Here is a 24,509-nt window from a genome sequence, read left to right as displayed (position 1 = left end):
AAACCACACACGTCAGTCAGAGTAATCGAGATGGCCAAATTGAAAGTCGCTGCAGTGCAGGCAGCCACCGTTCCGTTCGACGCCGCCGCTGCCACCGCGCGCACCGTCGCCCTCATCGCCGATGCTGCTGCCACCGGCGCCAAGGTCGCGGTGTTTCCGGAAGCTTTCATCGGCGGCTATCCGAAAGGTCTCGATTTCGGCTGCTGCATCGGACGGCGCACGCCGGAAGGCCGCGCGGATTTCGTGCGCTATGTGAAGGGCGCGATCAGCGTTCCCGGCCCGGAAGTGGATGACCTCGTCGCGGCATGCGCCAAGCATGACATCACCACGGTCGTCGGCGTGATCGAGCGTGATGGCGGCACGCTTTATTGCACGGCGCTGTATCTGTCGCCGGCCGGACTGCTCGGCACCCATCGCAAGGTGATGCCCACCGGTTCGGAGCGTCTGGTCTGGGGCTTTGGCGACGGCTCATCGCTGACGGTGGTGGACACGCCCCATGGCCGCCTCGGCGGCGCGATCTGCTGGGAGCATTACATGCCGCTGATGCGCGCGGCCTATTACGCCAAGGGCGTCCAGCTCTGGGCGGCGCCCACGGCGGATGATCGCGAGACGTGGATCCCGACCATGCGCCACGTCGCCATGGAAGGCCGCTGCTTCGTCATCAGCGCCTGCCAGGTGATGCGCCGTTCGGATTTCCCGGAAGACTATGCCAGCCGCATCGAGGCAGGTCCCGATGAATGGATGATGCATGGTCGCTCAGTGATCGTCGGACCGCTCGGCGAAGTGCTGGCCGGCCCGCTGCTGGACGCCGAAGGCATCCTCACCGCAGATATCGACACCGACGACATTCTTGGCGCCACACTCGATTTCGATCCAGTCGGCCACTATGCGCGACCAGACCTGTTCAGCCTGCATGTCGATGAACGCGTGCAGGCGCCGGTCGCCGTATTGAGTGACGACGAGATCTGATCACCCCGGACACCGGCATGGACACGCCTGCGATCACGCGCCTGCGCCAGGGACTCGGCGCGCGCTAGACGTAACCATTGAGCGCCAGCAGCGCCGCAGGCACCGCAACGATGGCGACGACTGTCTGGAACGCGACGATGTTCGCCATCAGTTCGGCATCGCCACCGAGCTGCCGCGCCATCACATAGGCCGAGGATGCCGTCGGCAATGACTGGAACAGCACGGCAACGATGATGGCCTCGCGGTTGAGTCCAAGACAGAAGCAGATCACCGCCGTCGTGAGCGGCATCAGGACGAATTTGGCGGCCGACGCCCAGACGGCTGGCGTCAGGCCCCGCCCGAGCGCCTTCCAGTCGACCGCGGCGCCGACGCAGAGCAGCCCGAGCGGCAGCGATGCCTGGCCGAGCGCCTTGACGCAGCCTTCGATGCCCGCCGGCAGTCCGATATGCGTCACCTGCAGCACGATGCCGATCACACAGCCGATGATCAGCGGATTGAGCGCGATGCCGCGCAGGATGCCCCGCAAGGTCGGCCTGGCCGAACCGTAACGCGCGAAGACAATGACGCACAACACGTTGACCAACGGCACCACGGCCGCGTTGGCAACAGCCGCCAGCGGCACCGCATGGGCGCCGATCAGGCCGACCGCCGCGGTGATTCCAACATAGTTGTTGAAACGCACGCCGCCCTGGAACACCGAGGTGAAGGCCGGTCCATCGGAGGCAACCACGCGGCTGAGCGCGACAAGCACCAGCGCCGCGATCACCGTCGAACCGATCAGGGCTGCGACCATGCCCCAGACCGGGATGCCGGTGAGATCGGCGGTGGCCAGCCCGTGCACGAACAGCGCCGGCAGCAGCAGGAAGTAGCTGAGCCGTTCGGCCTGCGGCCAGAAACTGTCCGCAAGAAACTGCCGCTGCTTCATGGCGTAGCCGAGCCCGATCAGCAGGACGATCGGGATCAGTGCGATGACGATGGTGCGGATCATGCGTGCACCGCCGCCGCCAGCCGCTCCGCGGCGACCACGATGTCCGCCTTGGCGAGGCCGGCGAAGCACAGCCGCATACGGTCGGCAAACAGCCCGCTGTCCGGCTGCGCGCGAAACGCCGGCCCCGGCGCAAACAGCACGTCCTGCACCACCGCGCGCTCGAACAGATCACTGTTGCCCTTGTCGGCCGGCAGGACTGGAAAGATGAACATGCCGCCATCCACCACGGGCACCGTGAAGCCGGCTCTGGTCAGGACAGCGACCAGCGCATCATGCCGCTCGGCGTAGAGACCGCGCACGCGCGCGACATGATCGATCAGGCGACCGAGTTGCAGATAGTGCCAGGCGACGCGCTGGGCGAGCGCATTCGGCTGCAGATCGCTTGCCTGCCGGGCCTCCTGCATCGCTGCGGCCACGCTCTCCGGCGCGATCAGCCAGCCGATCCGCAAACCGGGCGACATGATTTTCGACAGGCTGCCGAGATGGATCACCGTCGCGCCATCGACCTGCGGCGCCAGATCAAGCAGGCTCGGCGGTGGCGGCGCGCGAAACCAGAGATCGCTATAGGGGGCGTCCTCGATGACCGGGACGCCGTGCCTCGCGCACAGCCCAAGCAGTCTCAAGCGCTGCTCGCGGGTCAATGTCTCGCCGGTGGGGTTGCCGAAGGTCGGCAGCGCATAGATCGCGCGCACGTCGCCGGCCGTCTGCAGCACGGTCTCAAATTCAGCGAGCTCATTGTCGCCCGCCGCGATCTGATAGCCGACCGGAACGACGCCGATCGCCGCGCATGTCGACAGCACGGCGGGATAGACCGGCTCCGGCACCATCACCTTGCTGCCGGGCTCGGCAAATGTGCGGATGGCGAGATCGATGCCCTGCTGCGCGCCTGACGTGACCAGCAGGCGCTTGCCCGGCGGCAACGTCGTGACGGTCTCGGCCAACGCGCCGATCAGCGCCGGATCGCCGGCGCTGGAGCCATAGGTCCAGGCCGAAAAATCCCGGCTAGCGCGACTCGCCGCTTCCGCAAGGCCTTCGAGGTCGTAGGCATCCTTCGACGGGTGGCCGCTGGCGAGATTGAGCATCCCCGGCCTGGCGCCATAGGGAAACAGCGCGCGCAGCGGATTGGTCGGAATGGCGGCGATGAAAGGATTGATCGCAATTGTCACTGGAATCCCGCGTTTCTGGATGACGTCGGGATAATTCTCAATCAGAATGATAGAGAATGATACAATAACCCAAGGTTATATTACGTGATGGATATGGTCGCAGACATACCACCGCTGGCGCTGCGGCTGCTGCCGCTGCTGGACCAGTCCGGCAATTTCTCCGAGGCGGCGCGGGCGCTGAATGTCAGCCAGCCGGCCGCCAGCAAGGCGATCGCGCGCGCCGAGGAAATCTGCGGCCTTGCCCTGGTCATTCGCGGCCGGCGGCCGGCGGCGCTCACCGCGGAAGGCCGCATACTCGCCGACCATGCGCTGCGCCAGGACGAGCTGGCGCAACAGACCGTGCGCCGCCTGCAGGACAGCCGTGCCCATGGCAGCGGCCTCGTCCGCATCGCCTCCTTCGGCGCCTCTGCATCCACGCATATCCTGCCAGGCCTCGTCGCCGCGGTGGCGCGGCGGCGCTCCGGCGTGCTGGTCGAGATCACCGAACGTACCGATCAGCCGGCGTTGCAGGCGTTACGCGACGGGCTGGTGGACTTTGCCATCGTCATCGAGAACGACGATCCGGATCTGGAACTGATGCCGCTCGCGCGCGACCGTCTCGTCGCGCTGGTGCGCATGAAAGATGCTCTAGCGCAGCGCACGACACTCGACGCCAAGGCGCTGTCGATGCCGCCCTTCATCCTGTCGAAAGGCGGCAGTGAGCCGCTGATCCGCGCCTGGTTCGCCCGCAGCGGGCACGAGCCGGTCATCCATCACGCGATCCAGCAGATCACCTCGATCCTCGCAATGGTGCGCGCCGGCATGGGCGTCTCCATCATCGCCGAGATGGCGGTGCCGGAAACTCATGCCGGGGTGGCCGTGGTGCCGCTGGCGCCCGGCTTCCCGCGCAGCATATGCCTTGCGCGGCGCGCGGGCGGCTTCGCCTCGCATGCCGCCGAGATCGTCTGGCACACCGCCGCCGAACGCGCGGTTGCGTGACTGCGCGTCTATGCGCCGATGCCGCGCGCGACCTTCTTGTCGAAGGCGACATGCTCGCCGAAGCAGAACACGCGGCCAGACTGCTGCTTCACAAAGTCCGGCGTCAGTCGCACTGCCCCGCTGTCTGCCCAGATCGAATCCTTGCGCCCGTTGACCCATTCGTCAGGCGGCAGGAGTGTCGAGCCGCGCGTGGTCACATCCCAGATGCCGTAGTGATGTGGCACGATCAGCTTCGCCTTCAGGCGTTCGGCCACCGCATCGACCTGCGCCGCGCTGAGCACGTGATAGGAGCCATCGACCGGCAGCAGCGCGACGTCGACCTCGCCGATCATGTCCCAGATGCTGTCCGGCGGATTGGGCCGGTTGTCACCCCAGTGCAGGATGCGCAGGCCGCCGACCTCGATCAGCAGCATGCAGTTGTCGAACGAGCGGCAATTGTCCGGCGGATTGGTCTTCATCGGCGACAGCCGCCGCGTCATCTCGGCCCAGTCATAGGCATTGTGCGTGCTGTCCGAGACGTGCTTGTCGGCGAAGCCCGTGATCTTCACGTCGGCGAACTGATAGGTGCCGATCAGGCGATCGAGGATGGTGTTGGCCGTCAGCACATGAACGGCGTCATGGTCGAAATGCGCGTGGGTCGATAGTGCGATATCCACCGCGACTTTCGGGAAGTCGTAAAGATACCAGTTCCAGGTGCCCCATGGCGGATTGCGCCAGGGATCGACCATCATGGTCAGTCCCGACGGCGACGTGATGCGGAACGCCGAGCCGCCGAAGAAGGCGAGCTCGACCGCGCCATCGGCGACCGGCGCAGGCGACGTCGCCTGCATCTCGATCATGTGGTTGTGGTTCTCGGTCTGGCGCCACGCCCACAGGCCTTCGTCCATTCTGTCTTTCATGATGCTGTCCGATCGTTGCTGAGAGGCGAATTCCCGGCGTGGACACTGCCGTCCACGAGGATGCTTCCATTCTTGATGACCCACCGCGCCGAGTTGGCGCCGAAGCGGAACGCGAGTTGCCGGTAGTCCGGCACGTCGAACACGACGAGGTCGGCCTGCTTGCCCGGCGCGATCGAGCCGATGCGATCGGCGCGCCGGATCGCCCTGGCGGCGTTGAGCGTCACGCCGAGCAGCGCCTGCTCGGGCGTCAGCCCCGACAATCGACAGGCAAAGCCCATGCTGGCCTGCTGCGACAGATGCCAGCATACCGGACAGAGATCGGTGGCGACCGCGACATCGACGCCTGAACAGACGAGACGCTTGCCGTCGACGGGGCGCGGATGATTGACCGCCCAGTCGAAGCCGGGAAAGAACGCGACAGCGGTGCCGGCATCGGCAAGCACACGCAGGTCGTCGTCGCTCAGCATGTTGCCGTGATCGACGGACGCCGCGCGCATTTCGGCCGCGAGTCGCGCACCACCGACATTGACGCGCGCATCGGTATGCAGCTTGGCGCCGAGGCCGAGATCGGCCGCCGCCGCCAGCACCCGACCGCATTCAGCGACGGTGAAGACGTCGGGATCGACATAGACGTCGCAGAAATCGGCCAGCTTCCGTTCGGCGATTGCGGGGATCGTCTCGCGGATCATCGCGTCGAGATAGCGATCGGCATGCTCCGCCGGTCGCGCATGGGCACCAAGATAGGTGCCGACGATGTCGAGACCCGTCTGTGCGGCGATCTGCTGCGCCGCCTCCAGCGAAGCGATGTCGCTCGCATGATCGAGGCCGTAACCGGATTTCGTCTCGATGGTCGTGGTGCCGCAGGCCAGCATGCTGCGTGCCCGCGCGATGGATGCAGCGACGAGATCGTCGACCGACAGGCCGACATTCCGCGTCTTCGACAACGGCACGCCCCATGCGATGCCGGCGGCGGTGAGGCCGCGATCATCGAGCCCCTCGCTGCGCCTGTAGTATTCCTGCGCGCGATCGCCGGCAAAGATCAGATGCGTATGGCAATCGACGAGCCCCGGCGTCACGATGCCGCCGCCGGCGTCAATCACGCGTGTGCCCGTGCCGTGCAGCGCCGCCACCTCGTCGCTTGCGCCCACGGCAACAATACTGTCACCGCGAATGGCAACCGCGCCATGATCGATGACACCAATGCCATCCGCTCTGGTCGGATCGCAGAGAACAACCTGACGCGCGCCCGTGATGATGAGATCGGCGGGCACCGCATCGGCAAATGACTCCGGTGGCCGGAGGCTCATTTGCGAGAGGCGCATGGAAGATTCCAGTTCAGAAACGTTGCGTGGCCGACGACCGGGTCGACGCATCCTGCTTACAACCCGCTCCGTCCCGCGCGCAAACAAGTGAAAATTCGAACTGTTCGAGTTGAAATACACTTCGTTTGGAAATAACGTAAGTATTAACTAGTGATCACACGCGCGCTTCGTCAGTCATGTCAAGAATTCGCAGGACGTTTTACTCGACTGAACAAATGTTAGGCGCATAGAATTGCTGTCATATCGTGAAAGACAACTGATTTATTCTCCGCATGATCTCCGCCGGCAGGACGGTCAATGCTTTGAAGAAAAGCTATCGTTCAAAAAACAAGCAAGCACGCCTGCTTTTTTTGCTCCCGAGATTGAAGTGTGCCGTGCCAAGTTCCGGGACATGAACAATACGGCTACCTTCAAGGAAGACCCCGAGGCCACCGACGGCCGCGAGGTCAAAGGCGCGATGATGCGCGCGCGCCTGCGTGCCGCCACCGAGCAATTGATCGCCGAAGTCGGCGTCGAGGCCGCCTCCGCGGCGGCGATCGCCCTTCGCTGCGGCGTCTCGCGCGGCGCGATGCTGCATCACTATCCGACCCGCGATGCCCTGATCGTCGATACCGCCGCGCATTTCTGGCAGCGCGCGCGCGACATCGTGGCCGGCCTCGCCGACGATGTGAGTCATGGCCGCACCGATGTCGCCGCCTTTGTCGGGCGCCTCTACGATGAAGTCTTCCGCGCCAACGCGCTGGTCACGATGCTCGACCTCATGGTGTCGGGCCGCTCGGAAACGCGTATCGGCGAAGCGGTCAACCGCATCCTCACCGACCTGTTCGCCTCCTACGAGGACCTCGGGATCCAGGCCTTCCAGTCGTCCGGCCTGCCTCCGGAACGGATCCGCGTCATCATCACGCTCATCGTCTCGACGCTGCGCGGGCTGCGTATCCAGGACAATATCAAGCCGGACGAAGCGCGGGTGCGCGATGTGCTGGCGTCGCTGACCACGGCGATCGAGGCATTACTGCAGACGGAAGCACGCGTCCCTGCCCGCCGCGCCGGCAAGACAACTGCCGTGAAAGCGACAAGGAGCCGCAAGAAATGACCCCGCGCCTCGTGGCCAGCGGCCTCACCAAGAGCTTTTCCGGAACGACCGTCGTCGACAACGTATCGTTCACAGTCGATGCCGGCCAGATCGTCGGTCTGATCGGCCCGAACGGCGCTGGCAAGACCACGCTGTTCAACCTGCTGTCCGGCGTACTCAAGGCCGATTCCGGCAGTCTCGCCGTCAACGGCGTGGACGCCATCAACCTGCCGCCCCATCGGCTATCGCGGCTCGGCCTTGTGCGGACCTTTCAGCTTGCGCGCGAACTCGACAAGCTGACCGTTCTCGAAAATGTCCAGCTCGCTGCACGCGGAAATGTCGGGGAATCGCTCACCGCTGCGCTGTTCCGGCCGGGCGCCACGCGCGCCGCCGAGCGCGCGATCACCGCACGCGCTCGCGAGGTCCTGTCGCTGGTGTCGCTATCGGCTCACGAATCCAAGCCGGCCGCCACGCTGTCCGGCGGCCAGAAGAAGCTGCTTGAACTGGCGCGCTGCCTGATGGCGGAGGCCGACACCATCCTGCTCGACGAGATCGCCGCCGGCGTGGCGCCGCATCTGGTCGAGGAGATCGCGCTGCTGATCCAGCGGCTCAACCGCGACCACGGCAAGACCTTCCTCATCATCGAGCACAATATCGGATTCATCCGCAATCTTTCCTCGCGCGTGGTCGTGATGGCGTCGGGCAAGGTGCTGGCCGAAGGCAGCTTCGAACACGTCGCGTCCGATCCCGCCGTCGTCGCCTCCTATCTCGGGCAAGCCGCATGACCCTTCTTCTCCTCAAAGACCTGTGCGCCGGTTATGGCGGTGGCGACATCGTCCACGGTGTCAATCTTGCCCTCGCGCCCGGCGAGATGGTCGCGCTGGTCGGCCCGAACGGCGCCGGCAAGTCGACGCTGCTGAAATCCATCGCGGGTGTCGCCAATGTCACCGGCGGCACGCTCGAACTTGACGGCAAGGACCTGGTCCCGCTGCAGCCTTCGGGGCGCGCACAGGCCGGGGCGGTATTCATGCCGCAGGAGCGCAATGTGTTTCGTACGCTGTCGGTGTCGGAAAATCTTGCCGTCAGCGCCTGGGGACATCGCGATATCGCCGCGCGTCGCGACGAAGTGGTGACGCTGCTCCCCACGATCCGCGACTACATGCACAAGCGTGCCGGCGGCCTGTCGGGCGGCCAGCGGCAGATGGTCGGCCTCGGCATGGCGCTGATGGCGCGTCCCCGCGTGCTGCTGGTGGACGAACCGACCGCCGGTCTGTCCCCTCTGCTGGTCGGCGATATGCTCGACACGCTGCGCCAGCTCGCAGCCTCCGCCAATCTCGGCATCCTGATCGTCGAGCAGAACGCCCGTGCTGCGCTTCAACGCGCCGACCGTGCCCTCGTCCTGGTCGATGGCCGCGTGGTCCGCGAGGGCCCTGCCGCCGCCCTTGCCGACGAACCCGATTTCGGCGCCCTCTTTTTTGGTCACGCCGCATGATACAAATGATCATCAACACGCTCGCCAGCGCCGCCATCGTCGCGCCCGGAGCCGTCGCCTTCACCCTCGTCTTCACGCTGTTCCGCTACGCCAATTTCGCGGTCGGCGGCTTCGTCACCATCGGCGCGTTCGCCGCCTGGACCTTCAACGTCCCCCTTGGCCTGCCGATCTGGCTGTCGGGTATCGGCGCCATGATCGTCTGCGCGATTGCTTTCGCGATCAGCGACCGCCTCGTCTTCCGCGCGCTGCGCGGGCGCAGCGGCGGCACGCTTCTGCTGGTGTCGATCGCTTTGTCCTTCGTGCTCGAAAACATCATGCGCTTCATCTATGGCGCACAGCTCAAGAGCTTCGACCTGCCATTGACCGGACCGATCGTGATCGCCGGCATCCGCATCACGCGCGAAACGATCGCCGTGGTCTCGGTGTCGCTGCTCGCGATCCTGGCCGTGGGTGCCATCCTTATCTTCACCCCGCTCGGCCGCGCGCTGCGCGCTGTCGCCGACAATCCGTCGCTTGCCAATGTGCGCGGCCTGCCGGTCGGCCGCGTCGAAACCTTCGGCATCGCCATTGCCGGCGCCATGCTCGGCCTTGCCGGCACGCTGGTCGGCGTCGATCTCGCCATCGATCCGAACCTGAACTGGGCCGTCACGATTCCCATCATCGCCGCAGCCATCGTCGGCGGCCTCGGCTCGCCGATCGGCGCAGCGCTCGGCGCGATCCTGATCGGCGGCGCCGAAGAACTCACCGTCGCATTCCTGGCGCCCACCTACAAAGGCGCGGTCGGCTTTGCGGTCATCGCAATCGTTCTGATCCTGCGGCCCCAGGGCCTGCTGGGTGACAAGGTGGACCGGAAGTAATCGCCATGGAAAGCTATCTCGTCGCCATCCTCACCGTCGCGGGCATCTACACGATCCTCGCGCTTGCCTTGAACCTGCAATTCGGCCTCACCGGCCTGATCAATTTCGGCGTGGTCGGCTTCTACGGCCTCGGCGCCTATGCCAGCGGCATTGCCACCGAGACCTTCCACATGCCGTTCATCGCGGGCCTCGCGATCGCGATGATCGTCGGCTCGATCGGCGGCGCCTTCGTCGCGCTGCTGTCTTTGCGGTTATCCGGTGACTTCCTCGCCATCGTCACGCTCGGCTTTGCGGAGACCATCCGCCTCGTCTTCAACAATGAAGACTGGCTGACCCGCGGCCCGGCCGGTTTCAGCATCCTGACCCGCCCGGTGATCTCCGGCCTCTCCCGCCAGGGCAATGCGTGGTTCGTGCTCGGCGTCATCTCGGTAGCGGCAGTCATCGTCTTCCTGCTGATGTGGCGGCTCGCACGCACGCCCTATGGCCGCGTGCTGCGCGCCATCCGCGAGGACGATCTCGTCCCCTCCACGCTCGGCAAGAACATCTTCGTCTACCGCCTGCAAGCCTTCGTGCTCGGCAGCGCCATCATGGCCGGCGCCGGATCGCTCTATGCCCATTACGTCCAGACGATCACCCCGGACAACTTCACCACGCCGGTCGCCATCCTGGTCTGGATGTCGGTGATCGTGGGCGGCGCCGGCAACATGATCGGCTCGGTGCTCGGCGCCCTCGCCGTCGTCTTCATCTACGAAGGCACCCGCTTCATCGGCCCGTGGCTGACCATGCTGGACGCCGAGCAGATCTCCGCATTGCGTTTCATCATCATCGGCGTCGCCCTGATCCTGATGATCCGCTTCCGGCCGGAAGGACTCCTGCCCGAAACCTCTCAGCGGCCAGCAGAAGCCGCCTCCCGCACCACCACCTCGTAAGGAATGGATCGATGAAACTCACACGCAGACTGTTCGTTACCGGCTCAACCATCGCGCTCGCCACGCCCGCTCTGCTCCGCTACGGCGTGGCGCAGACCGGACCGATCAAGATCGGCAGCCTGACGCCGCTGACCGGCGGCGGTGCGCCCTATGGCCCGGAAAAGGCCAAGGCACATCGCGCCGTCGTCGACCTCGTCAACGCCAATGGCGGCGTGCTGGGCCGCAAGATCGAACTGATCGCCGAGGACTCGCAGACCAATCCCGAGGCCGCCGTGCGCGCCGCGCGCAAGATGATCGATGCCGACCAGGTCTCGGCCATCATCGGCACCTGGGCATCATCGGAAACCATCGGCATCCAGCCGCTGTGCCAGGAAGCCAATGTCGTGCAGCTGTTCAGCGGCTCGTCAGACAATCTGCCGGACGGCGACAAGAAGCGCCTCTGCTTCAACCTGCAGCCGCTCAACAAAGCCTGGTGCGTGGCGCTCGCCGATCTCGCCGTCAAGCGCGGCTTCCTCAAGATCGCGTTCGCCGGTCCGAAGAACGACTTTGCGGCCTCGATGGGCGCCTCGTTCAGCGCAGCGCTGCAGAAAGTGGGCGGCCAGATCGTCGGCGAGCCGCTCTACTACAACCCGACCCAGGTGTCGTATCGCGCCGAAGCCGAGAAGCTGATTTCCAGCAAGGCGCCGGCGCTGTTCCTGGCCGGTTACGTCACCGACATGACTGCGCTGTATCGCGAACTGATCCGCGGCGGCTACACCGGCAAGGTGTTCGCACTGTCCTTCGCCGTCGGCCCGGACTTCAAGAAGGCCGTCGGTTCAGCAGCGGACGGCATCCTGCACGGCTCGCCGGTGCCGCCGGTCGGCAAAGACACCTATGACGCCTATCTGCGCCTCGTCGGCTCGAAGCCGAACGGCCAGATCCAGTTCCCGTATGGCTGCGCCGCCTATGACGAGATCAACCTGCTACTGCTCGGCATCACCGCCGCCAAGTCGACCGAAGGCCGCGCCATCGCCGACAACATCATGAAGGTCGCCAACGGCCCCGGCGAACGCGTCACCACCTATGCCGAAGGCGCCAAGCTGATCGGCGAAGGCAAGGCGATCAATTATGACGGCGCCAGTTCGTCGGCCGATTTCCTGCCCAACGGCATGCTGAAGAGCCGCGACTTCGCGCTGTACGAGATCAAGGGCGGCGAGGACGTCGCGATCCTGACGACCACCAGCAGCGCCGAGTAAACAGACAAACACGCGAAACAAAGGGGCGCGGGAAACCTGTTCCCGCGCCCCTTTGCCGTTCGAGATCGATGCTGTGTCGCCCGGCAGTCTGCCTGACCGGGACGATCTCGGCCGGCGATCGAACGTAGCACCCGCGGCGCTTCACCGGCCCCGCGACGCTGCGTCGTGCACGGCGCCTCAGAACGGAATGTCGTCATCCATGTCGCTGCGGCCGCCGGTAGGTGCTGCGGCCACGCGGCGCTGCGGCGGGGCGCTGGACTGGCCACCGCCAAAGCTGTCGCCCATGTCGTCGCCGCCATAGCCGCCACCGCCGCCCGAACCGCCGCCGCTGCGGCCATCGAGCATGGTCAGCGTGGAGTTGAAGCCCTGCAGCACGATTTCGGTGGTGTATTTCTCCGCGCCTTGCGGGTCCGTCCATTTGCGGGTCTGCAGCGCGCCTTCGATATAAACCTTGGCGCCCTTCTTCAGATACTGCTCGGCAACCTTGGCGAGGCCTTCGCTGAAGATCACCACGCGATGCCACTCGGTCTTTTCCTTGCGCTCGCCGGTGCCCTTGTCGCGCCAGGTGTCCGAGGTCGCGACCGTCAGGTTCACCACCGGATTGCCGTTCTGCATGCGGCGAACCTCGGGATCCTTGCCGAGATTGCCGACCAAAATCACCTTGTTGACGCTACCCGCCATGCCACTCTCCTACTCTCGACTCTGAATTGCTGATCGGATGCCACCATCAAAGCCCGCCACATGGTGCCGGGCCGCGCGCAACCGCTGCTGAGATCGACCCTATACGGTCCGCACCATCGGGACGTCCCCACCGCATGGGTTATCCACGACGAGTTATTGTAACGCGTTCTCTTTACGTTCTCAAGCTGGTCGTACGACCAGCAATTCGGCGGTACCCCGCCACAGACCGAAAGCCGGGCGGGTCGCTTTGGCACGCAGTTCCATCGTGCAACCGATCTACCCGGCTGTTTTTGCTTACTCTTTGTTAATCTAGATTGCCGCGAACAACGTATGCGAGTGTGACTTTTGAGAGACTGCTTTTTGGGCGGACTCGCGTATATTTCGATCATCGAATGAATTTGGCGCTCGCGCCGGGGATTTGGTTTCGCCAGAAACCGCAGACTGGGGAGTTTCCTATGAAGAAGATTTTGCTGGCCTCTGCCGCTTTCGCCGTGCTCGGCGCTGCTTCCGCCTCCGCTGCCGATCTGGCCGCTCGTCCCTACACCAAGGCTCCGGCTTACGTCGCTGCCCCGATCTATAACTGGACCGGCTTCTATATCGGCGGTCATGTCGGTGGCGCCTTCAACGGCAATAGCGGCTTCGGCGGCACCTCGGACAATTCCGACGGTCGCTTCCTCGGCGGCGTGCAGGTTGGCGCTGACTACCAGTTCGCTCCGAACTGGGTGATCGGTGTGGAAGGTCAGTACAGCTGGGTTGGCAACAACAACACGACCGTCGTGTTCGCTCCGTCGGGCTACGGCTACAACCTGAACCAGAAGGGCCTGGCCTCGGTCACCGGTCGTCTCGGCTACACCTGGGGTCCGGCACTGCTCTACGTGAAGGGCGGCTGGGCTTATCAGGACGCCACCGAAACCCTGTTCGTTCCGGTCGGCCTTTCGGCTGCCTTCGACACCACCACCAAGTCGAGCGGCTACACCGTCGGCGCTGGCCTCGAATACCTGTTCACCCAGAACTGGTCGGGCAAGGTCGAATACCAGTATTACGATTTCGGCAGCACCACCATCAATGCCCCGGCCCTGATCGCAGGCGCCTCGTCCAAGAACGACCAGCACGTCGTCAAGGCCGGCCTGAACTACCGCTTCAACTGGGGTGGCCCGGTCGTCGCGAAGTACTGAGTTTCCAGAAGACCAACCTCGAAAGGCCGGCAGCAATGCCGGCCTTTTTCTTTTGTCGCGCGTTGCCGCAACCCCGCCCCCAACAAAACGTTTGAAGATCGCTGCAGGGCACTGGAAATCCACTACCGTTCTTCCTATGTTCCAGCAACACTCAATTCGGCGTTGATCCCGGCCCCTCCGGAGATTCGCCCGCTTGTGGCGCGCGCGGCGTGCCGGGGATTGCATTGCGATGGACGAGATCATCAAGGCGAAGCGGCAGCAGGCCGCCGCGAACGCACGCAGCATCACCATTCGCGGTGCGCGCGAGCACAATCTCAAGAATGTCGATCTGACGATTCCGCGCGACAAGCTCGTGGTGTTCACCGGCCTGTCCGGCTCCGGCAAATCCTCCCTCGCTTTCGATACGATCTATGCCGAAGGCCAGCGTCGCTATGTGGAGTCGCTCTCCGCTTACGCCCGCCAGTTCCTCGAAATGATGCAGAAGCCGGATGTCGACCAGATCGACGGCCTGTCGCCCGCTATCTCCATCGAACAGAAGACCACCTCGAAGAATCCACGCTCGACCGTCGGCACCGTCACCGAGATCTACGACTATATGCGCCTGCTGTGGGCGCGCGTCGGCATTCCCTATTCGCCGGCGACGGGTCTGCCGATCGAAAGCCAGACGGTGTCGATGATGGTGGACCGCGTGCTGGCGCTGCCGGAAGGCACGCGACTGTATCTGCTGGCGCCGGTGGTGCGGGGCCGCAAGGGCGAGTATCGCAAGGAGTTTGCGGACTATCTCAAGAAGGGCTTTCAGCGCATCAAGGTGGATGGCGCATTCCATGAACTCGCGGAAGCACCGACCCTCGACAAGAAATTTCCGCACGACATCGATGTGGTCGTCGATCGCATTGTGGTGCGGCCGGATATCGGCCAGCGCCTCGCGGAAAGTTTTGAGACCGCGCTGAAGCTCGCTGAAGGCCTTGCGGTGATCGAATACGCCGATGCGCCCGCGGCGGCCGTCGAGGAGCCCACCAAGGACAGCAAGAAGAAGGTCGCAAAGATTCACGACAAGACCGGCGCCGAGCGCATCCTGTTCTCGGAAAAGTTTGCATGTCCGGTGTCCGGCTTCACCATCCCCGAGATCGAGCCGCGGCTGTTCTCGTTCAACAATCCCTATGGCGCCTGTCCGAAATGCGGCGGCCTCGGCGTCGAGCAGACCATCGATGCCGATCTCGTCATTCCCGACAAGGAGCTGACGCTGCGCAAGGGCGCCATCGCGCCATGGGCGAAATCATCGTCGCCTTATTACGTGCAGACGCTGACGGCGCTCGGCAAGTTCTACAAGTTCACACTGGATACCAAGTGGAAGGACCTGCCGAAAAAGACGCAGAACGCCTTGCTGCACGGCTCCGGCGACGACGAGATCAAGTTCTCCTATGAGGACGGCGTCCGCGCCTATGACACCAAAAAGCCGTTCGAGGGCGTCGTCACCAATATCGATCGCCGGTTTCGCGAGACCGAAAGCGAATGGGCGCGCGAAGAACTCGGCAAGTATTTTTCCGACGTGCCCTGCGATGCCTGCAACGGCTATCGCCTGAAGCCGGAAGCGCTCAGCGTCAAGATCGGCGGCATGCATATCGGCAATATCTCGGAAATGTCGGTGCGCAAGGCCGGCGACTGGTTCGAGACCGTGCCAGGCCTGCTCAACAAGCAGCAGAACGAGATCGCCGTCCGCATCCTCAAGGAGATCCGCGAGCGGCTGTCGTTCCTGCTCGATGTCGGCCTCAACTATCTCACCCTCGCCCGCTCTTCCGGCACGCTGTCCGGCGGCGAGAGCCAGCGCATTCGCCTCGCCTCGCAGATCGGCTCCGGCCTCACGGGCGTGCTCTATGTGTTGGACGAGCCGTCCATCGGCCTGCATCAGCGCGACAATGCGCGTCTGCTGGATACGCTGCGGCGGCTGCGCGATCTCGGCAACACCGTGATCGTGGTGGAGCATGACGAGGACGCGGTCATCGCTGCGGACTATGTCGTCGATGTCGGCCCCGGCGCCGGCACCCATGGCGGCAATATCGTCGCCCAGGGCACGCCTGCCGAGGTGATGAAGAATCCGAAATCACTGACCGGCAAATATCTTACCGGCGAGATGTCGGTGCCGGTGCCCGAGCGCCGCCCGCCGAATCATCGCCGCACCATCAAGGTCATCAATGCGCGCGGCAACAATCTGAAGAACGTCTCGGCGGAGCTGCCGCTCGGCCTGTTCACCGCCATCACCGGCGTCTCCGGCGGCGGCAAGTCGACGCTCCTGATCGACACGCTCTACAAGGCGATCGCCCGCAAGCTGAACGGCGCCAGCGAAGGTGCGGCGCCGCATGACCGCATCGAGGGTCTCGAACATATCGACAAGATCATCGAGATCGACCAGTCGCCGATCGGCCGCACGCCGCGCTCCAATCCCGCGACCTATACCGGCGCCTTCACGCCGATCCGCGAATGGTTTGCCGGCCTGCCGGAATCCAAGGCGCGCGGTTATGAAGCCGGCCGCTTCTCCTTCAACGTCAAGGGCGGCCGCTGTGAAGCCTGCCAGGGCGACGGCGTCATCAAGATCGAGATGCACTTTCTGCCCGACGTCTATGTCACCTGCGACACCTGCAAGGGCAAGCGCTACAATCGCGAGACGCTGGAAGTCCTGTTCAAGGGCAAGTCCATCGCCGACGTGCTCGACATGACCGTGGAAGAAGCCGCCGACTTCTTCAAGGCCGTGCCGCGCGTCCGCGAGACTTTTAAAACTTTGCACCGCGTGGGACTGGATTACATCCATGTCGGCCAGCAGGCGACAACGCTGTCAGGCGGCGAAGCGCAGCGCGTGAAGCTCGCGAAGGAACTGAGCAAGCGCGCCACCGGCCGCACGCTCTATATTCTCGACGAGCCGACCACCGGCCTGCATTTCCACGACGTCGCAAAGCTGCTCGAAGTGCTGCATGAGCTGGTGGAGCAAGGCAATACGGTGGTGGTGATCGAGCACAATCTCGAAGTCATCAAGACCGCGGACTGGGTGATCGATCTCGGCCCCGAAGGCGGCGACGGCGGCGGCGAAGTGGTCGCCTGGGGCCCGCCGGAAGATATCGTCAAGGCACCGCGGAGCTATACGGGGCAATTCCTAAAGCCGGTGCTGGCGAAGGCGGGGAAGCCGAAAAAGCGGAAGGCGACGAGCGAGGCGGCGGAGTAAAGACTTGACGCCAGCTTCCGCAAGGCGGTGGTGTTAATTTCGTTCCGGTGATACTGTATCGAGATGCTCAGGATCGAAACAGAATGCGAGACTGATGGCCGCTGGCTTGCGGAAGTGCCCGCATTACCGGGCGTGATGAGCTATGGCGAGACCGACGCACAGGCGCGTGCAAAGGTCACCGCACTCGCATTGCGCAGTGTTGCTGAGAGAATCGAGAATGGCGAGCCGTTGCCGCCTGAACTTGCCGGCATGTTTGCCGAGGCATGAGCCGGTGGCCGTCAGCTAAGGCCAACCAAGTCTTGTCTGCGCTTTTGCGGATCGGCTGGAGCGTCAAGCGGCAAACCGGCTCCCATCGTACCCTGCAACGTATTGGCTGGCCGGACTTTGTATTCGCTTTTCATGATCGCGATGAAATCGGTCCACGTATGCTATCGCGCATCGCGAAACACACGGGTTTGACTGAGGACGATCTTTGATAGCCGATCTGTTCACGGCTCTCTTCTTTCTAGCGAGAACGCGTAGCCCGCATGAGCTCAGCGATATGCGGGAACAAGCTGCACGGTGATAGGTCCAGCCGGCATGTCGCTGCGCTCATGCGGGCTACACATTAAGCGGCGCCCCTCACCTCAGCCCAGTCCCATAACACCTCTGGCACTTCACGACCTTGTCGCCCTTCTTCAGCAAGCCCTTGCCTTCGCAATTCTTGCATTTCTGCTTCTTCTTGGTGTTGGGGCCTTTCTGGTTCGGTCTGTCGTCTGCCATGCCGGCCTCCTGCGGATGATGTGAAGCTGTGATGACCGGGGTAGCACGTTGCTGCTATTCGCACACCCGTTCGGGATGCTGCCGCGCGTACGACGTCCAGAATCCCAGCAGCCCCCCGTCGATGTCCTGCAGATCCCACATTCGTTCCGTCAGCGGTAGTAACCGTCGGTCGAGCTCAGAATCACGGTACCATTCGACAAAGTCTCCGAAGTCCTGCGCGCAGAGAGCGCCGATCTCGTCCCAGAATGGCTGCACCGCCTGATAGGCCTCGGCGAAGATCGCGGCATGGTCGCGCGCGCCCAACTCACCGAGCGCCAATAGCGTCGCGTCGGAATAGCCGCGGTGGTGCCAGTTCGCAAAATGCCAGCCAAGATCGTCCAGCGTCAGGCTCACGTCGAGCTGATAGACCGCTGCCATGGCGCGCAGCCCAACGGGAATCTGCGAAAGCCGGGTCAGAAATTCATCGAGATCGTCGCCTTCGCTCGGGCCGAGACGCTCGGTCAATTCGCCCGCGAGAAGCTTGAACAGCGCGTCGTCGGGACACGCCTTGATCTGATCGATCCGAAGGACCACTGCGCTGTCGCCTCCAGTGCGGGCTCCTTATTTTGACTGACTTTATCAGATGATCGGACAAACATGCATCCTTTCGTCGCGTAGCCGCGACTTGCTGCCGTCACCCAATCCAGTCATCCTTGTCGCAGCGGGCGGCCTCGATTCCACCGCCTTTTCATGACCAGTTGCGCGACGAGCCCCTCGCCGCCCTTTTCCAGTGACATGCCGTACAAACTCGCCATCTTCGACATGGACGGAACGCTGTCCGACAGTTTTCCGTGGTTTCTCAGCGTCATCAATGGCGTCGCTGACAAGCACAAGTTTCAGCGTGTCACCGAGGACCGTGTCGACGAGATGCGCAGCGTCGGCGCCGGCGAGCTGGTGCGGATGCTCGGCGTTCCCAAATGGCGCATTCCACTGATCATCCGCGACATGCGCAAGATGAAGACGGCGCAGATCGACCGTATCGCATTGTTTCCCGGCGTCGATCGCATGTTCGTCGAGCTGAAGGCCCGCGGCGTCACCATCGCCGTGGTCAGTTCCGACACCGAGGACAATGTGCGGCACGTGCTGGGTGCGCTCGACGACCACGTGTCCCACTTCGCCTGCGCCGCCGGCCTGTTCGGCAAGACCGCAAAATTCCAGCGCATCCTCGAACTGACCGGCATTTCCGTGGATGACACGCTGTCCATCGGCGACGAGATCCGCGACATCGATGCGGCGCGTGAGGCCGGCATCGATTTCGGCGCAGTTGCCTGGGGCTATACGAGCGCGGCTGCGCTCGATGCACGCGCGCCGACTTTCATGTTTTCACGCATGGACGATATCACCGTGGCCCTGACCACGCCGCGGATCTGACCGGCATCCGGCCGCATTGCCTGCGCAGGTGGTCATGCTTAGCTTTCAGATCACGCATCTTACGATCGGAAAGCCTCTCATGACCGACACCCTCGCCTCCTCCACCGTCCGCGACAACAAGAGCGCCGGCCGCTTCGAGCTGGACGTCGATGGTCGCATCGCCTTCGCCAGTTATCGCCTGGCTGGAGATCGTGTTATCATTACCCATACGGAAACGCCGCCCGCCTCGCGCGGTCGCGGCATCGCGTCGGTGCTTGTGAAAGGTGCGCTGGGATTGATCCGGGCGGATGGGCACAAGGTCGTGGCCGGGTGTAGCTTCGTGGTCGATTATCTCGACCGGCATCCGGAACATGCGGATATCAAAGGTTAGCCACGGACTGTCATTCCGGGTTCGCGCCAAGTGGCGCGCCCCGCAATGACGGGTAAACGCTCAGACAATCTTGATCGACATGTCCGGCAAGCCCTGCAGCTTGCACAGCAGCACATCGCCCTTCACCACAGGGCCGACATTTTCCGGCGTGCCGGAATAGATGATGTCGCCGGCCTTCAGCTCGAATGCCTCTGACAGTTTTGCGATCTGCTCGGCGACGCTCCAGATCATCTTGTCGAGATCGGACGTCTGCTTCACCGTGCCGTTCACAGCCAGCGAGATCGGACCCTTCGTCATGTGCCCCGTCTTCGCAACTGGATGAAGCGGGCCGATGACCGCAGCGTGGTCGAAGCTCTTGCCGATCTCCCACGGCTTTTTCTCGTCGCCCATGGCGCGCTGCAGGTCGCGGCGGGTCATGTCGAGGCCGAGGGCGTAGCCATAGACATGATCGAGCGCTCGATCGACCGGGATATTGGTGCCGCCGGATTTGAGCGCGGCAACCAGCTCGACTTCATAGTGATAGTTCTTCGTCAGCGACGGATAAGGGTGATCGGCCACCTCGCCAACTTTCACATTCTGGATCGCATCGGTCGGCTTCTGGAAGAAGAAGGGCGGCTCGCGGGTGGGGTCACTGCCCATCTCGCGCGAATGCGCTGCGTAGTTGCGGCCGATGCAATAGTTGCGGCGGACGGGGAAGACATCGGTCTCGCCGACGATGGGAATGGTCACCGCATCGAGTTTGAAGATGCTCTTGGGACCGGCCTGCGCCTGCGCGGCTTCGCCGCCGATGGCCGTTGCGGTCAGCGCAGCGGCGCCGCCAGCGACGAGTGTCCGACGATCAATCAGATCCATGATAGTCCTCCCTTATGCCCGCTTGAGCGAGCGCTTTCTTGTCGTCTGGCATACCACAACAAAAAGGCCCGCGCGAGCGCGGGCCTTTCGTTTCGCGATGTAGCGAAGAACCTTATTTGAGATCGTCCGGAAGCTTGCCACCATTGGCGGCGAACTTGGTCATCACCTGCTTGTGCAGCCAGATATTCATGCTGGCGCTGTCGCTGGTGTCGCCGGTATAGCCCAGCTCCTTGGCCAGCTCCTTGCGGGCGCTGAGGCTGCTGTCGATATCCAGCGCCTTCATCAGATCGACGATGGAGGTGCGCCATTCCAGTTTCTCGCCCTTGGCCTTCACGGCTGCGTCGAGAATCGGCGCCACGTCCACGGTGGCCGCCGGTGCAGCGCCGCCGGCCGGAGCTGCGGCGCCGCCAGCAGCGGGTGCAGCGTCGGGAGCCGCAGCGCTGGCGCTGCTGCCGAAAATCGCGCCCATGATCTTTCCGAAAATGCTCATTTTATCGCTCCCAATAACTATGATGATGGCTGCAAGAATTGCCGCAAGACATGACCGGCGAATGACCGCCGGATAGCAGTATGTCCCCGCTGCCCGCCGCTGCCAATGCGGCAGAGGCGACGGATAACGAGACTCGTTCAAACTCCGTTCCAATTGCGGCGAAACGCCGACTGCACTGCACCCTCACCCAAGCGTGAGAGCGGCACTGCGCATCGCGCGCTAGGATGGTCCCACAGGTCGCGGCAAGTCAGTTCTTTCTGCATGCGCGTCTGACTTCGTCGTGATGGTTTCCGAGCGGCTGCCGCGCCTGCTGCGCGTGACGTTGCCGCGTGAACAATGGGAGCAACGACCATGGCCCTCTCCACCACAGGCAATGCCACTGAACTTGTCCGCATCGACGACATCAGCCCCGCGCCTCGCGTCTATTCCGTCACGCCGTCCGATCTCGGCGACGCGCTGCGTCTCGGCTGGGAAGATTTCAAGGCCGTGCCCAGTCACGCCATCATGCTATGCCTGATCTATCCGGTGATCGGCATCGTGCTGGCCCGCACCGTGCTCGGCTATTCCATCCTGCCGCTGCTGTTTCCACTCGCAGCCGGCTTTGCCCTGCTCGGCCCGTTCGCGGCCATCGGGCTCTATGAACTGAGCCGCCGCCGCGAGACTGGCGAGGATGCGTCGGCCTGGCATGCGCTGGATGTCACGCGCTCTCCCTCCTTCGGCGCGATGCTGGCGCTCGGCCTCGCATTGCTGGTGCTGTTTCTCACCTGGATCGCAACGGCCCAGGCGATCTATGTCTCAACCTTCGGCAATGCGCCGGCAGCGGGCATTCCGAGCTTCGTGTCGGAGGTGCTGACGACGTCGCAAGGCTGGCAGCTCATCGTGGTCGGATGTGGCACCGGACTGATGTTCGCGCTTGTCGCACTCTGCGTCAGCGCCGTGTCGTTCCCACTGATGCTGGATCGCCATGCCAGTGTGATGGACGCCGTCACCACGTCCTTGCGCGTGGTCGCGCGCAATCCGGTGACCATGGCCATCTGGGGCTTCATGGTTGCGGCGCTGCTCGTGCTCGGCTCGCTGCCCTTCTTTCTCGGGCTTGCCGTCGTGATCCCGTTGCTCGGCCACGCCAGCTGGCATCTCTATCGAATGGTGGTGGAGCGCAATCCAAATCCACCCGTCATGCCGGAGCGCAACCCGATGAAGCGCCATGCGGCCGATTTTCCGGTCTCACTGTTTCGAGGTCGCGAGGACTGACGATTCAGGGTTCCCGGCGAGGCTGGCTGTGTTGCGGGGCCGACGCGTCCCGGGTTCCCGAATCGTCACCTCATTCAGTCTTTGCGGGCGCTGCTCGCATATGGCGATCAATGGCTGCGGCGGCAATCTATGCGAGGGCCGCTAGCGCAGTGGCATGCAGAACAAAGCGGGAAATGATACAACTGCTGAGCGCCTGTTCGCTCGATATCCTTACTCGAGATCGATCCCATAATAGATGAATTATAATTCACAACTATCCTCCATATGCGATTCGCGCATGTCTTAGCGCTGGCTGTTAACGGCCCGTCAGGCCTGCGCCAGCCTGTGGCCACGCCGCCATCACGATCCCGCCACAAGCGCCGGAAACCCTTTAAAACCGTACTTTAATCGACTAATTAACGGGTATCCGCGCGGCCCCGGTGTCCGGATACGCACCCTGCCTGAAGCCACGCCACCCTGCGCCGAAAGGTTAATCACTTCTTGCCATAGGCATGCATAAATCGCTTAGCTGCACCGCAACATCTGAACTGCCGCATTGCGAAGTGGTCATCTATATTCACTTCAACGGCGAGGAACTCTTCAAGAGATGAATCGCCAGATTGAAGGAGAAAGAAAATGCTGCTCTCGCTTATCCGTATGATCCAGGCTTTCCGTGACTATCAGCGCAATGTTGCCGAGCTGTCGCAGCTCAGCGATCGCGAACTGTCCGACATCGGCCTCGACCGCTCTGACATTCCGCGCGTTGCTTCCGGTGCCTACAACGGTTGATCCGTCTGGACGGCTCGCCGTCCGCGACGTTTCACGAATTGCGCCCGCCACCAGCGGGCGCGATCGTGGCGCCAGATCAGCCCTTCTTGCAGAAGCTCCAGTGCAAAGCACTGACTAACCTGCGGAACCCAGCCAAAGCGAATTCCGTTTCGGCTCGAAACACGCTACATGCGGGGCCATGACAATAGCCCCTATTCAAGACGACCGCGTCCATGTGATCGGCGCGGGCCTCGCAGGCTCTGAAGCCGCCTGGCAGGTCGCCAATGCCGGCATTCCTGTGACACTTCACGAGATGCGCCCGGTGAAGACGACCGACGCCCATCGTACCGATGGCCTTGCCGAGCTCGTCTGCTCCAATTCATTCCGTTCCGACGACGCCCTGAACAACGCTGTCGGCCTGTTGCATGCCGAAATGCGCAAGCTGGGCTCGCTGATCATGCGCAGTGCTGACGCCAACCAAGTGCCTGCCGGCGGCGCGCTGGCTGTGGATCGCGACGCGTTCTCGGACGCCGTGACCAAGGCGCTGGAGGACCATCCTCTCATCACCATCGATCGCACCGAAGTCGCCGGCCTGCCGCCGACGGAGTGGCGGAATGTCATCGTTGCGACCGGCCCCCTCACCTCGGCGCCGCTGGCTGATTCCATCCGCGCTTTGACCGACGAGAATGCGCTGGCCTTTTTCGATGCCATCGCGCCGATCGTGCACAAAGATTCCATCGATATGGAGATCGCCTGGTTCCAGTCGCGCTACGACAAGGTCGGGCCCGGCGGCACCGGCGCCGACTACATCAACTGCCCGATGACCCGCGAGCAGTACGAGGCCTTCATCGACGCGCTTCTGGCCGGCGAGAAGACCGATTTCAAGGAATGGGAGCTGAATACGCCCTATTTCGACGGCTGCCTGCCCATCGAGGTGATGGCCGAGCGCGGCCGCGAGACGCTGCGGCATGGCCCGATGAAGCCGGTGGGCCTCACCAATCCGCGCGATCCGCTGGTGAAGCCCTACGCCATCGTCCAGCTGCGCCAGGACAACAAGCTGGGCACGCTCTACAACATCGTCGGCTTCCAGACGAAGCTGAAATATGGGCCGCAACAGGCGGCGCTGCGCATGATTCCGGGCCTGCAGAATGCTGAATTCGCCCGCCTCGGCGGCCTGCATCGCAACACCTTCCTCAATTCGCCAAAGCTGCTCGACGAGCAGCTGCGCCTCAAGGCCCAGCCACGCCTGCGCTTTGCCGGCCAGATGACCGGCTGCGAAGGTTATGTCGAATCCGCCAGCGTCGGCCTGATCGCCGGGCTTTGCGCTGCGGCCGAAGCCAAGGGCCAGTCGCTGGCCATGCCGCCGGCGACCACCGCGCTGGGGTCGCTGCTCGGCCATATCACTGGCGGCCATATCGAGACCGTGGATGCCGGCCCGCGCTCGTTCCAGCCGATGAACATCAATTTCGGCCTGTTCCCGCCGCTGGAATCACCGCCGACCAAGAAGCCCGACGGCTCGCGCCTGCGTGGCAACGAGAAGACCGTGGCCAAGAAGCAGGCGATGAGCGCCCGCGCGCTGGCCGATCTCGATGGCTGGATCGCGGCGACGCTTCCTGCCGTCGCGGCAGCGGCCTGACGCAAGCTCGGTTG

The 24,509-nt window shown here is 63.5% G+C and carries 26 protein-coding genes; 17 read left to right on the top strand and 9 right to left on the bottom strand.

All coding sequences use genetic code 11. The features are described from left to right. Positions 1 to 30: 30 nt before the first annotated feature. Positions 31 to 969 carry a carbon-nitrogen hydrolase family protein gene (locus ACIQ2A_RS06020; protein WP_398476829.1) on the top strand — a complete coding sequence of 313 codons (939 nt, stop codon included), beginning with the start codon at positions 31 to 33 and terminating at the stop codon, positions 967 to 969. A gap of 64 nt (positions 970 to 1,033) precedes the next feature. Here the strand turns inward: ACIQ2A_RS06020 and ACIQ2A_RS06015 are convergent, their stop codons facing one another. Together ACIQ2A_RS06015 and ACIQ2A_RS06010 are read right to left on the bottom strand one after the other, a co-directional pair. After that, positions 1,034 to 1,957 carry an AEC family transporter gene (locus ACIQ2A_RS06015; RefSeq protein ID WP_398476827.1) on the bottom strand — a complete coding sequence of 308 codons (924 nt, stop codon included), beginning with the start codon at positions 1,955 to 1,957 and terminating at the stop codon, positions 1,034 to 1,036. Next, the gene (locus ACIQ2A_RS06010; protein ID WP_398476825.1) at positions 1,954 to 3,123 is read right to left on the bottom strand and encodes a PLP-dependent aminotransferase family protein; all 1,170 of its coding nucleotides are present in this window, start codon (positions 3,121 to 3,123) and stop codon (positions 1,954 to 1,956) included. Before ACIQ2A_RS06010 ends, ACIQ2A_RS06015 begins: the two co-directional genes overlap by 4 nt. Before the next feature lie 87 nt (positions 3,124 to 3,210). Between ACIQ2A_RS06010 and ACIQ2A_RS06005 the strand changes: the two genes are divergently transcribed. Further along, positions 3,211 to 4,101, top strand: coding sequence for a LysR family transcriptional regulator (locus ACIQ2A_RS06005; protein ID WP_398476822.1), 891 nt, complete (start codon positions 3,211 to 3,213; stop codon positions 4,099 to 4,101). A gap of 8 nt (positions 4,102 to 4,109) precedes the next feature. On the opposite strand, the gene ACIQ2A_RS06000 is transcribed toward ACIQ2A_RS06005, so the two are convergent. Next, a complete protein-coding gene (locus ACIQ2A_RS06000; protein WP_398476820.1) occupies positions 4,110 to 5,000 on the bottom strand; it encodes an MBL fold metallo-hydrolase in 891 nt (296 codons plus the stop codon). After that, positions 4,997 to 6,322 (bottom strand): imidazolonepropionase, encoded by a 1,326-nt coding sequence (hutI, locus tag ACIQ2A_RS05995; RefSeq protein WP_398476818.1) that lies wholly within the window; start codon positions 6,320 to 6,322, stop codon positions 4,997 to 4,999. Before hutI ends, ACIQ2A_RS06000 begins: the two co-directional genes overlap by 4 nt. 391 nt (positions 6,323 to 6,713) lie before the next feature. Between hutI and ACIQ2A_RS05990 the strand changes: the two genes are divergently transcribed. From ACIQ2A_RS05990 to ACIQ2A_RS05965, 6 genes are read left to right on the top strand one after another with little or no spacing between them, the layout of a single operon-like run. After that, entirely contained in the window at positions 6,714 to 7,415 is a 702-nt protein-coding gene (locus ACIQ2A_RS05990) for a TetR family transcriptional regulator (protein ID WP_398476816.1), read from the top strand. Beyond that, positions 7,412 to 8,179 (top strand): ABC transporter ATP-binding protein, encoded by a 768-nt coding sequence (locus tag ACIQ2A_RS05985; RefSeq protein WP_398476814.1) that lies wholly within the window; start codon positions 7,412 to 7,414, stop codon positions 8,177 to 8,179. Before ACIQ2A_RS05990 ends, ACIQ2A_RS05985 begins: the two co-directional genes overlap by 4 nt. Beyond that, entirely contained in the window at positions 8,176 to 8,886 is a 711-nt protein-coding gene (locus ACIQ2A_RS05980; protein WP_398476812.1) for an ABC transporter ATP-binding protein, read from the top strand. Before ACIQ2A_RS05985 ends, ACIQ2A_RS05980 begins: the two co-directional genes overlap by 4 nt. After that, positions 8,883 to 9,743, top strand: coding sequence for a branched-chain amino acid ABC transporter permease (locus ACIQ2A_RS05975; RefSeq protein WP_398476810.1), 861 nt, complete (start codon positions 8,883 to 8,885; stop codon positions 9,741 to 9,743). Before ACIQ2A_RS05980 ends, ACIQ2A_RS05975 begins: the two co-directional genes overlap by 4 nt. Before the next feature lie 5 nt (positions 9,744 to 9,748). Next, complete coding sequence (locus ACIQ2A_RS05970; RefSeq protein WP_398476807.1) at positions 9,749 to 10,672, top strand: branched-chain amino acid ABC transporter permease; 924 nt, start codon at positions 9,749 to 9,751, stop codon at positions 10,670 to 10,672. An 11-nt stretch (positions 10,673 to 10,683) separates the two neighbouring features. After that, positions 10,684 to 11,907 (top strand): ABC transporter substrate-binding protein, encoded by a 1,224-nt coding sequence (locus ACIQ2A_RS05965; RefSeq protein ID WP_398476805.1) that lies wholly within the window; start codon positions 10,684 to 10,686, stop codon positions 11,905 to 11,907. Between the two features lie 177 nt (positions 11,908 to 12,084). On the opposite strand, the gene ACIQ2A_RS05960 is transcribed toward ACIQ2A_RS05965, so the two are convergent. Further along, positions 12,085 to 12,588, bottom strand: coding sequence for a single-stranded DNA-binding protein (locus ACIQ2A_RS05960; RefSeq protein ID WP_398476803.1), 504 nt, complete (start codon positions 12,586 to 12,588; stop codon positions 12,085 to 12,087). A gap of 455 nt (positions 12,589 to 13,043) precedes the next feature. Here ACIQ2A_RS05960 and ACIQ2A_RS05955 point away from each other — a divergent pair, with 455 nt between their 5' ends. From ACIQ2A_RS05955 to ACIQ2A_RS05940, 4 genes are all read left to right on the top strand, one after another. Next, complete coding sequence (locus ACIQ2A_RS05955) at positions 13,044 to 13,763, top strand: outer membrane protein (protein WP_398476801.1); 720 nt, start codon at positions 13,044 to 13,046, stop codon at positions 13,761 to 13,763. Positions 13,764 to 13,992: 229 nt separating this feature from the next. Further along, complete coding sequence (gene uvrA, locus ACIQ2A_RS05950) at positions 13,993 to 16,977, top strand: excinuclease ABC subunit UvrA (RefSeq protein WP_398476799.1); 2,985 nt, start codon at positions 13,993 to 13,995, stop codon at positions 16,975 to 16,977. A gap of 114 nt (positions 16,978 to 17,091) precedes the next feature. Beyond that, entirely contained in the window at positions 17,092 to 17,244 is a 153-nt protein-coding gene (locus ACIQ2A_RS05945; protein WP_398476797.1) for a hypothetical protein, read from the top strand. After that, entirely contained in the window at positions 17,241 to 17,453 is a 213-nt protein-coding gene (locus tag ACIQ2A_RS05940) for a type II toxin-antitoxin system HicA family toxin (protein WP_398476795.1), read from the top strand. Before ACIQ2A_RS05945 ends, ACIQ2A_RS05940 begins: the two co-directional genes overlap by 4 nt. Before the next feature lie 145 nt (positions 17,454 to 17,598). Here ACIQ2A_RS05940 and ACIQ2A_RS05935 read toward each other — a convergent pair whose 3' ends face one another. Further along, positions 17,599 to 17,739, bottom strand: a complete 141-nt coding sequence (locus ACIQ2A_RS05935) for a hypothetical protein (RefSeq protein ID WP_398476793.1) — start codon at positions 17,737 to 17,739, stop codon at positions 17,599 to 17,601. A gap of 54 nt (positions 17,740 to 17,793) precedes the next feature. Beyond that, positions 17,794 to 18,312 (bottom strand): hypothetical protein, encoded by a 519-nt coding sequence (locus tag ACIQ2A_RS05930; protein WP_398476791.1) that lies wholly within the window; start codon positions 18,310 to 18,312, stop codon positions 17,794 to 17,796. A gap of 201 nt (positions 18,313 to 18,513) precedes the next feature. Here ACIQ2A_RS05930 and ACIQ2A_RS05925 point away from each other — a divergent pair, with 201 nt between their 5' ends. Next, a complete protein-coding gene (locus ACIQ2A_RS05925) occupies positions 18,514 to 19,149 on the top strand; it encodes an HAD-IA family hydrolase (protein WP_398476789.1) in 636 nt (211 codons plus the stop codon). Positions 19,150 to 19,228: 79 nt separating this feature from the next. Beyond that, positions 19,229 to 19,519: a GNAT family N-acetyltransferase gene (locus tag ACIQ2A_RS05920; protein WP_398476787.1), complete on the top strand. Its 291-nt coding sequence runs from the start codon at positions 19,229 to 19,231 to the stop codon at positions 19,517 to 19,519. 60 nt (positions 19,520 to 19,579) lie between these two features. Here the strand turns inward: ACIQ2A_RS05920 and ACIQ2A_RS05915 are convergent, their stop codons facing one another. Then, a complete protein-coding gene (locus ACIQ2A_RS05915) occupies positions 19,580 to 20,371 on the bottom strand; it encodes a fumarylacetoacetate hydrolase family protein (protein WP_398476785.1) in 792 nt (263 codons plus the stop codon). A gap of 112 nt (positions 20,372 to 20,483) precedes the next feature. Beyond that, on the bottom strand, positions 20,484 to 20,861 hold the full coding sequence (locus tag ACIQ2A_RS05910; protein ID WP_398476783.1) for a DUF3597 domain-containing protein: 378 nt from the start codon (positions 20,859 to 20,861) through the stop codon (positions 20,484 to 20,486). A 351-nt stretch (positions 20,862 to 21,212) separates the two neighbouring features. Here ACIQ2A_RS05910 and ACIQ2A_RS05905 point away from each other — a divergent pair, with 351 nt between their 5' ends. The 3 genes from ACIQ2A_RS05905 (at position 21,213) to trmFO (ending at position 24,495) form a co-directional block, all read left to right on the top strand. Next, the gene (locus ACIQ2A_RS05905; RefSeq protein ID WP_398476781.1) at positions 21,213 to 22,112 is read left to right on the top strand and encodes a DUF2189 domain-containing protein; all 900 of its coding nucleotides are present in this window, start codon (positions 21,213 to 21,215) and stop codon (positions 22,110 to 22,112) included. Between the two features lie 615 nt (positions 22,113 to 22,727). Beyond that, entirely contained in the window at positions 22,728 to 22,880 is a 153-nt protein-coding gene (locus ACIQ2A_RS05900) for a DUF1127 domain-containing protein (protein ID WP_211908563.1), read from the top strand. 178 nt (positions 22,881 to 23,058) lie between these two features. Next, entirely contained in the window at positions 23,059 to 24,495 is a 1,437-nt protein-coding gene (gene trmFO, locus ACIQ2A_RS05895) for a methylenetetrahydrofolate--tRNA-(uracil(54)-C(5))-methyltransferase (FADH(2)-oxidizing) TrmFO (RefSeq protein ID WP_398476779.1), read from the top strand. Positions 24,496 to 24,509 lie beyond the last annotated feature (14 nt).

This window comes from Tardiphaga sp. (genome assembly GCF_044336785.1).
Taxonomy (GTDB): domain Bacteria; phylum Pseudomonadota; class Alphaproteobacteria; order Rhizobiales; family Xanthobacteraceae; genus Tardiphaga.
This window is presented reverse-complemented; position numbering and strand designations above follow the sequence as displayed.

Excerpts from the sequence above, each read along its gene's own strand:
- ACIQ2A_RS06020 (WP_398476829.1), top strand. The coding sequence starts at position 31 with ATGGCCAAATTGAAAGTCGCTGCAGTGCAGGCAGCCACCGTTCCGTTC.
- ACIQ2A_RS06015 (WP_398476827.1), bottom strand. The coding sequence starts at position 1,957 with ATGATCCGCACCATCGTCATCGCACTGATCCCGATCGTCCTGCTGATC.
- ACIQ2A_RS06005 (WP_398476822.1), top strand. The coding sequence starts at position 3,211 with ATGGATATGGTCGCAGACATACCACCGCTGGCGCTGCGGCTGCTGCCG.
- ACIQ2A_RS06000 (WP_398476820.1), bottom strand. The coding sequence starts at position 5,000 with ATGAAAGACAGAATGGACGAAGGCCTGTGGGCGTGGCGCCAGACCGAG.
- hutI (WP_398476818.1), bottom strand. The coding sequence starts at position 6,322 with ATGCGCCTCTCGCAAATGAGCCTCCGGCCACCGGAGTCATTTGCCGAT.
- ACIQ2A_RS05990 (WP_398476816.1), top strand. The coding sequence starts at position 6,714 with ATGAACAATACGGCTACCTTCAAGGAAGACCCCGAGGCCACCGACGGC.
- ACIQ2A_RS05985 (WP_398476814.1), top strand. The coding sequence starts at position 7,412 with ATGACCCCGCGCCTCGTGGCCAGCGGCCTCACCAAGAGCTTTTCCGGA.
- ACIQ2A_RS05980 (WP_398476812.1), top strand. The coding sequence starts at position 8,176 with ATGACCCTTCTTCTCCTCAAAGACCTGTGCGCCGGTTATGGCGGTGGC.
- ACIQ2A_RS05975 (WP_398476810.1), top strand. The coding sequence starts at position 8,883 with ATGATACAAATGATCATCAACACGCTCGCCAGCGCCGCCATCGTCGCG.
- ACIQ2A_RS05970 (WP_398476807.1), top strand. The coding sequence starts at position 9,749 with ATGGAAAGCTATCTCGTCGCCATCCTCACCGTCGCGGGCATCTACACG.
- ACIQ2A_RS05965 (WP_398476805.1), top strand. The coding sequence starts at position 10,684 with ATGAAACTCACACGCAGACTGTTCGTTACCGGCTCAACCATCGCGCTC.
- ACIQ2A_RS05960 (WP_398476803.1), bottom strand. The coding sequence starts at position 12,588 with ATGGCGGGTAGCGTCAACAAGGTGATTTTGGTCGGCAATCTCGGCAAG.
- ACIQ2A_RS05955 (WP_398476801.1), top strand. The coding sequence starts at position 13,044 with ATGAAGAAGATTTTGCTGGCCTCTGCCGCTTTCGCCGTGCTCGGCGCT.
- uvrA (WP_398476799.1), top strand. The coding sequence starts at position 13,993 with ATGGACGAGATCATCAAGGCGAAGCGGCAGCAGGCCGCCGCGAACGCA.
- ACIQ2A_RS05940 (WP_398476795.1), top strand. The coding sequence starts at position 17,241 with ATGAGCCGGTGGCCGTCAGCTAAGGCCAACCAAGTCTTGTCTGCGCTT.
- ACIQ2A_RS05935 (WP_398476793.1), bottom strand. The coding sequence starts at position 17,739 with ATGGCAGACGACAGACCGAACCAGAAAGGCCCCAACACCAAGAAGAAG.
- ACIQ2A_RS05925 (WP_398476789.1), top strand. The coding sequence starts at position 18,514 with ATGCCGTACAAACTCGCCATCTTCGACATGGACGGAACGCTGTCCGAC.
- ACIQ2A_RS05920 (WP_398476787.1), top strand. The coding sequence starts at position 19,229 with ATGACCGACACCCTCGCCTCCTCCACCGTCCGCGACAACAAGAGCGCC.
- ACIQ2A_RS05915 (WP_398476785.1), bottom strand. The coding sequence starts at position 20,371 with ATGGATCTGATTGATCGTCGGACACTCGTCGCTGGCGGCGCCGCTGCG.
- ACIQ2A_RS05910 (WP_398476783.1), bottom strand. The coding sequence starts at position 20,861 with ATGAGCATTTTCGGAAAGATCATGGGCGCGATTTTCGGCAGCAGCGCC.
- ACIQ2A_RS05905 (WP_398476781.1), top strand. The coding sequence starts at position 21,213 with ATGGCCCTCTCCACCACAGGCAATGCCACTGAACTTGTCCGCATCGAC.
- ACIQ2A_RS05900 (WP_211908563.1), top strand. The coding sequence starts at position 22,728 with ATGCTGCTCTCGCTTATCCGTATGATCCAGGCTTTCCGTGACTATCAG.
- trmFO (WP_398476779.1), top strand. The coding sequence starts at position 23,059 with ATGACAATAGCCCCTATTCAAGACGACCGCGTCCATGTGATCGGCGCG.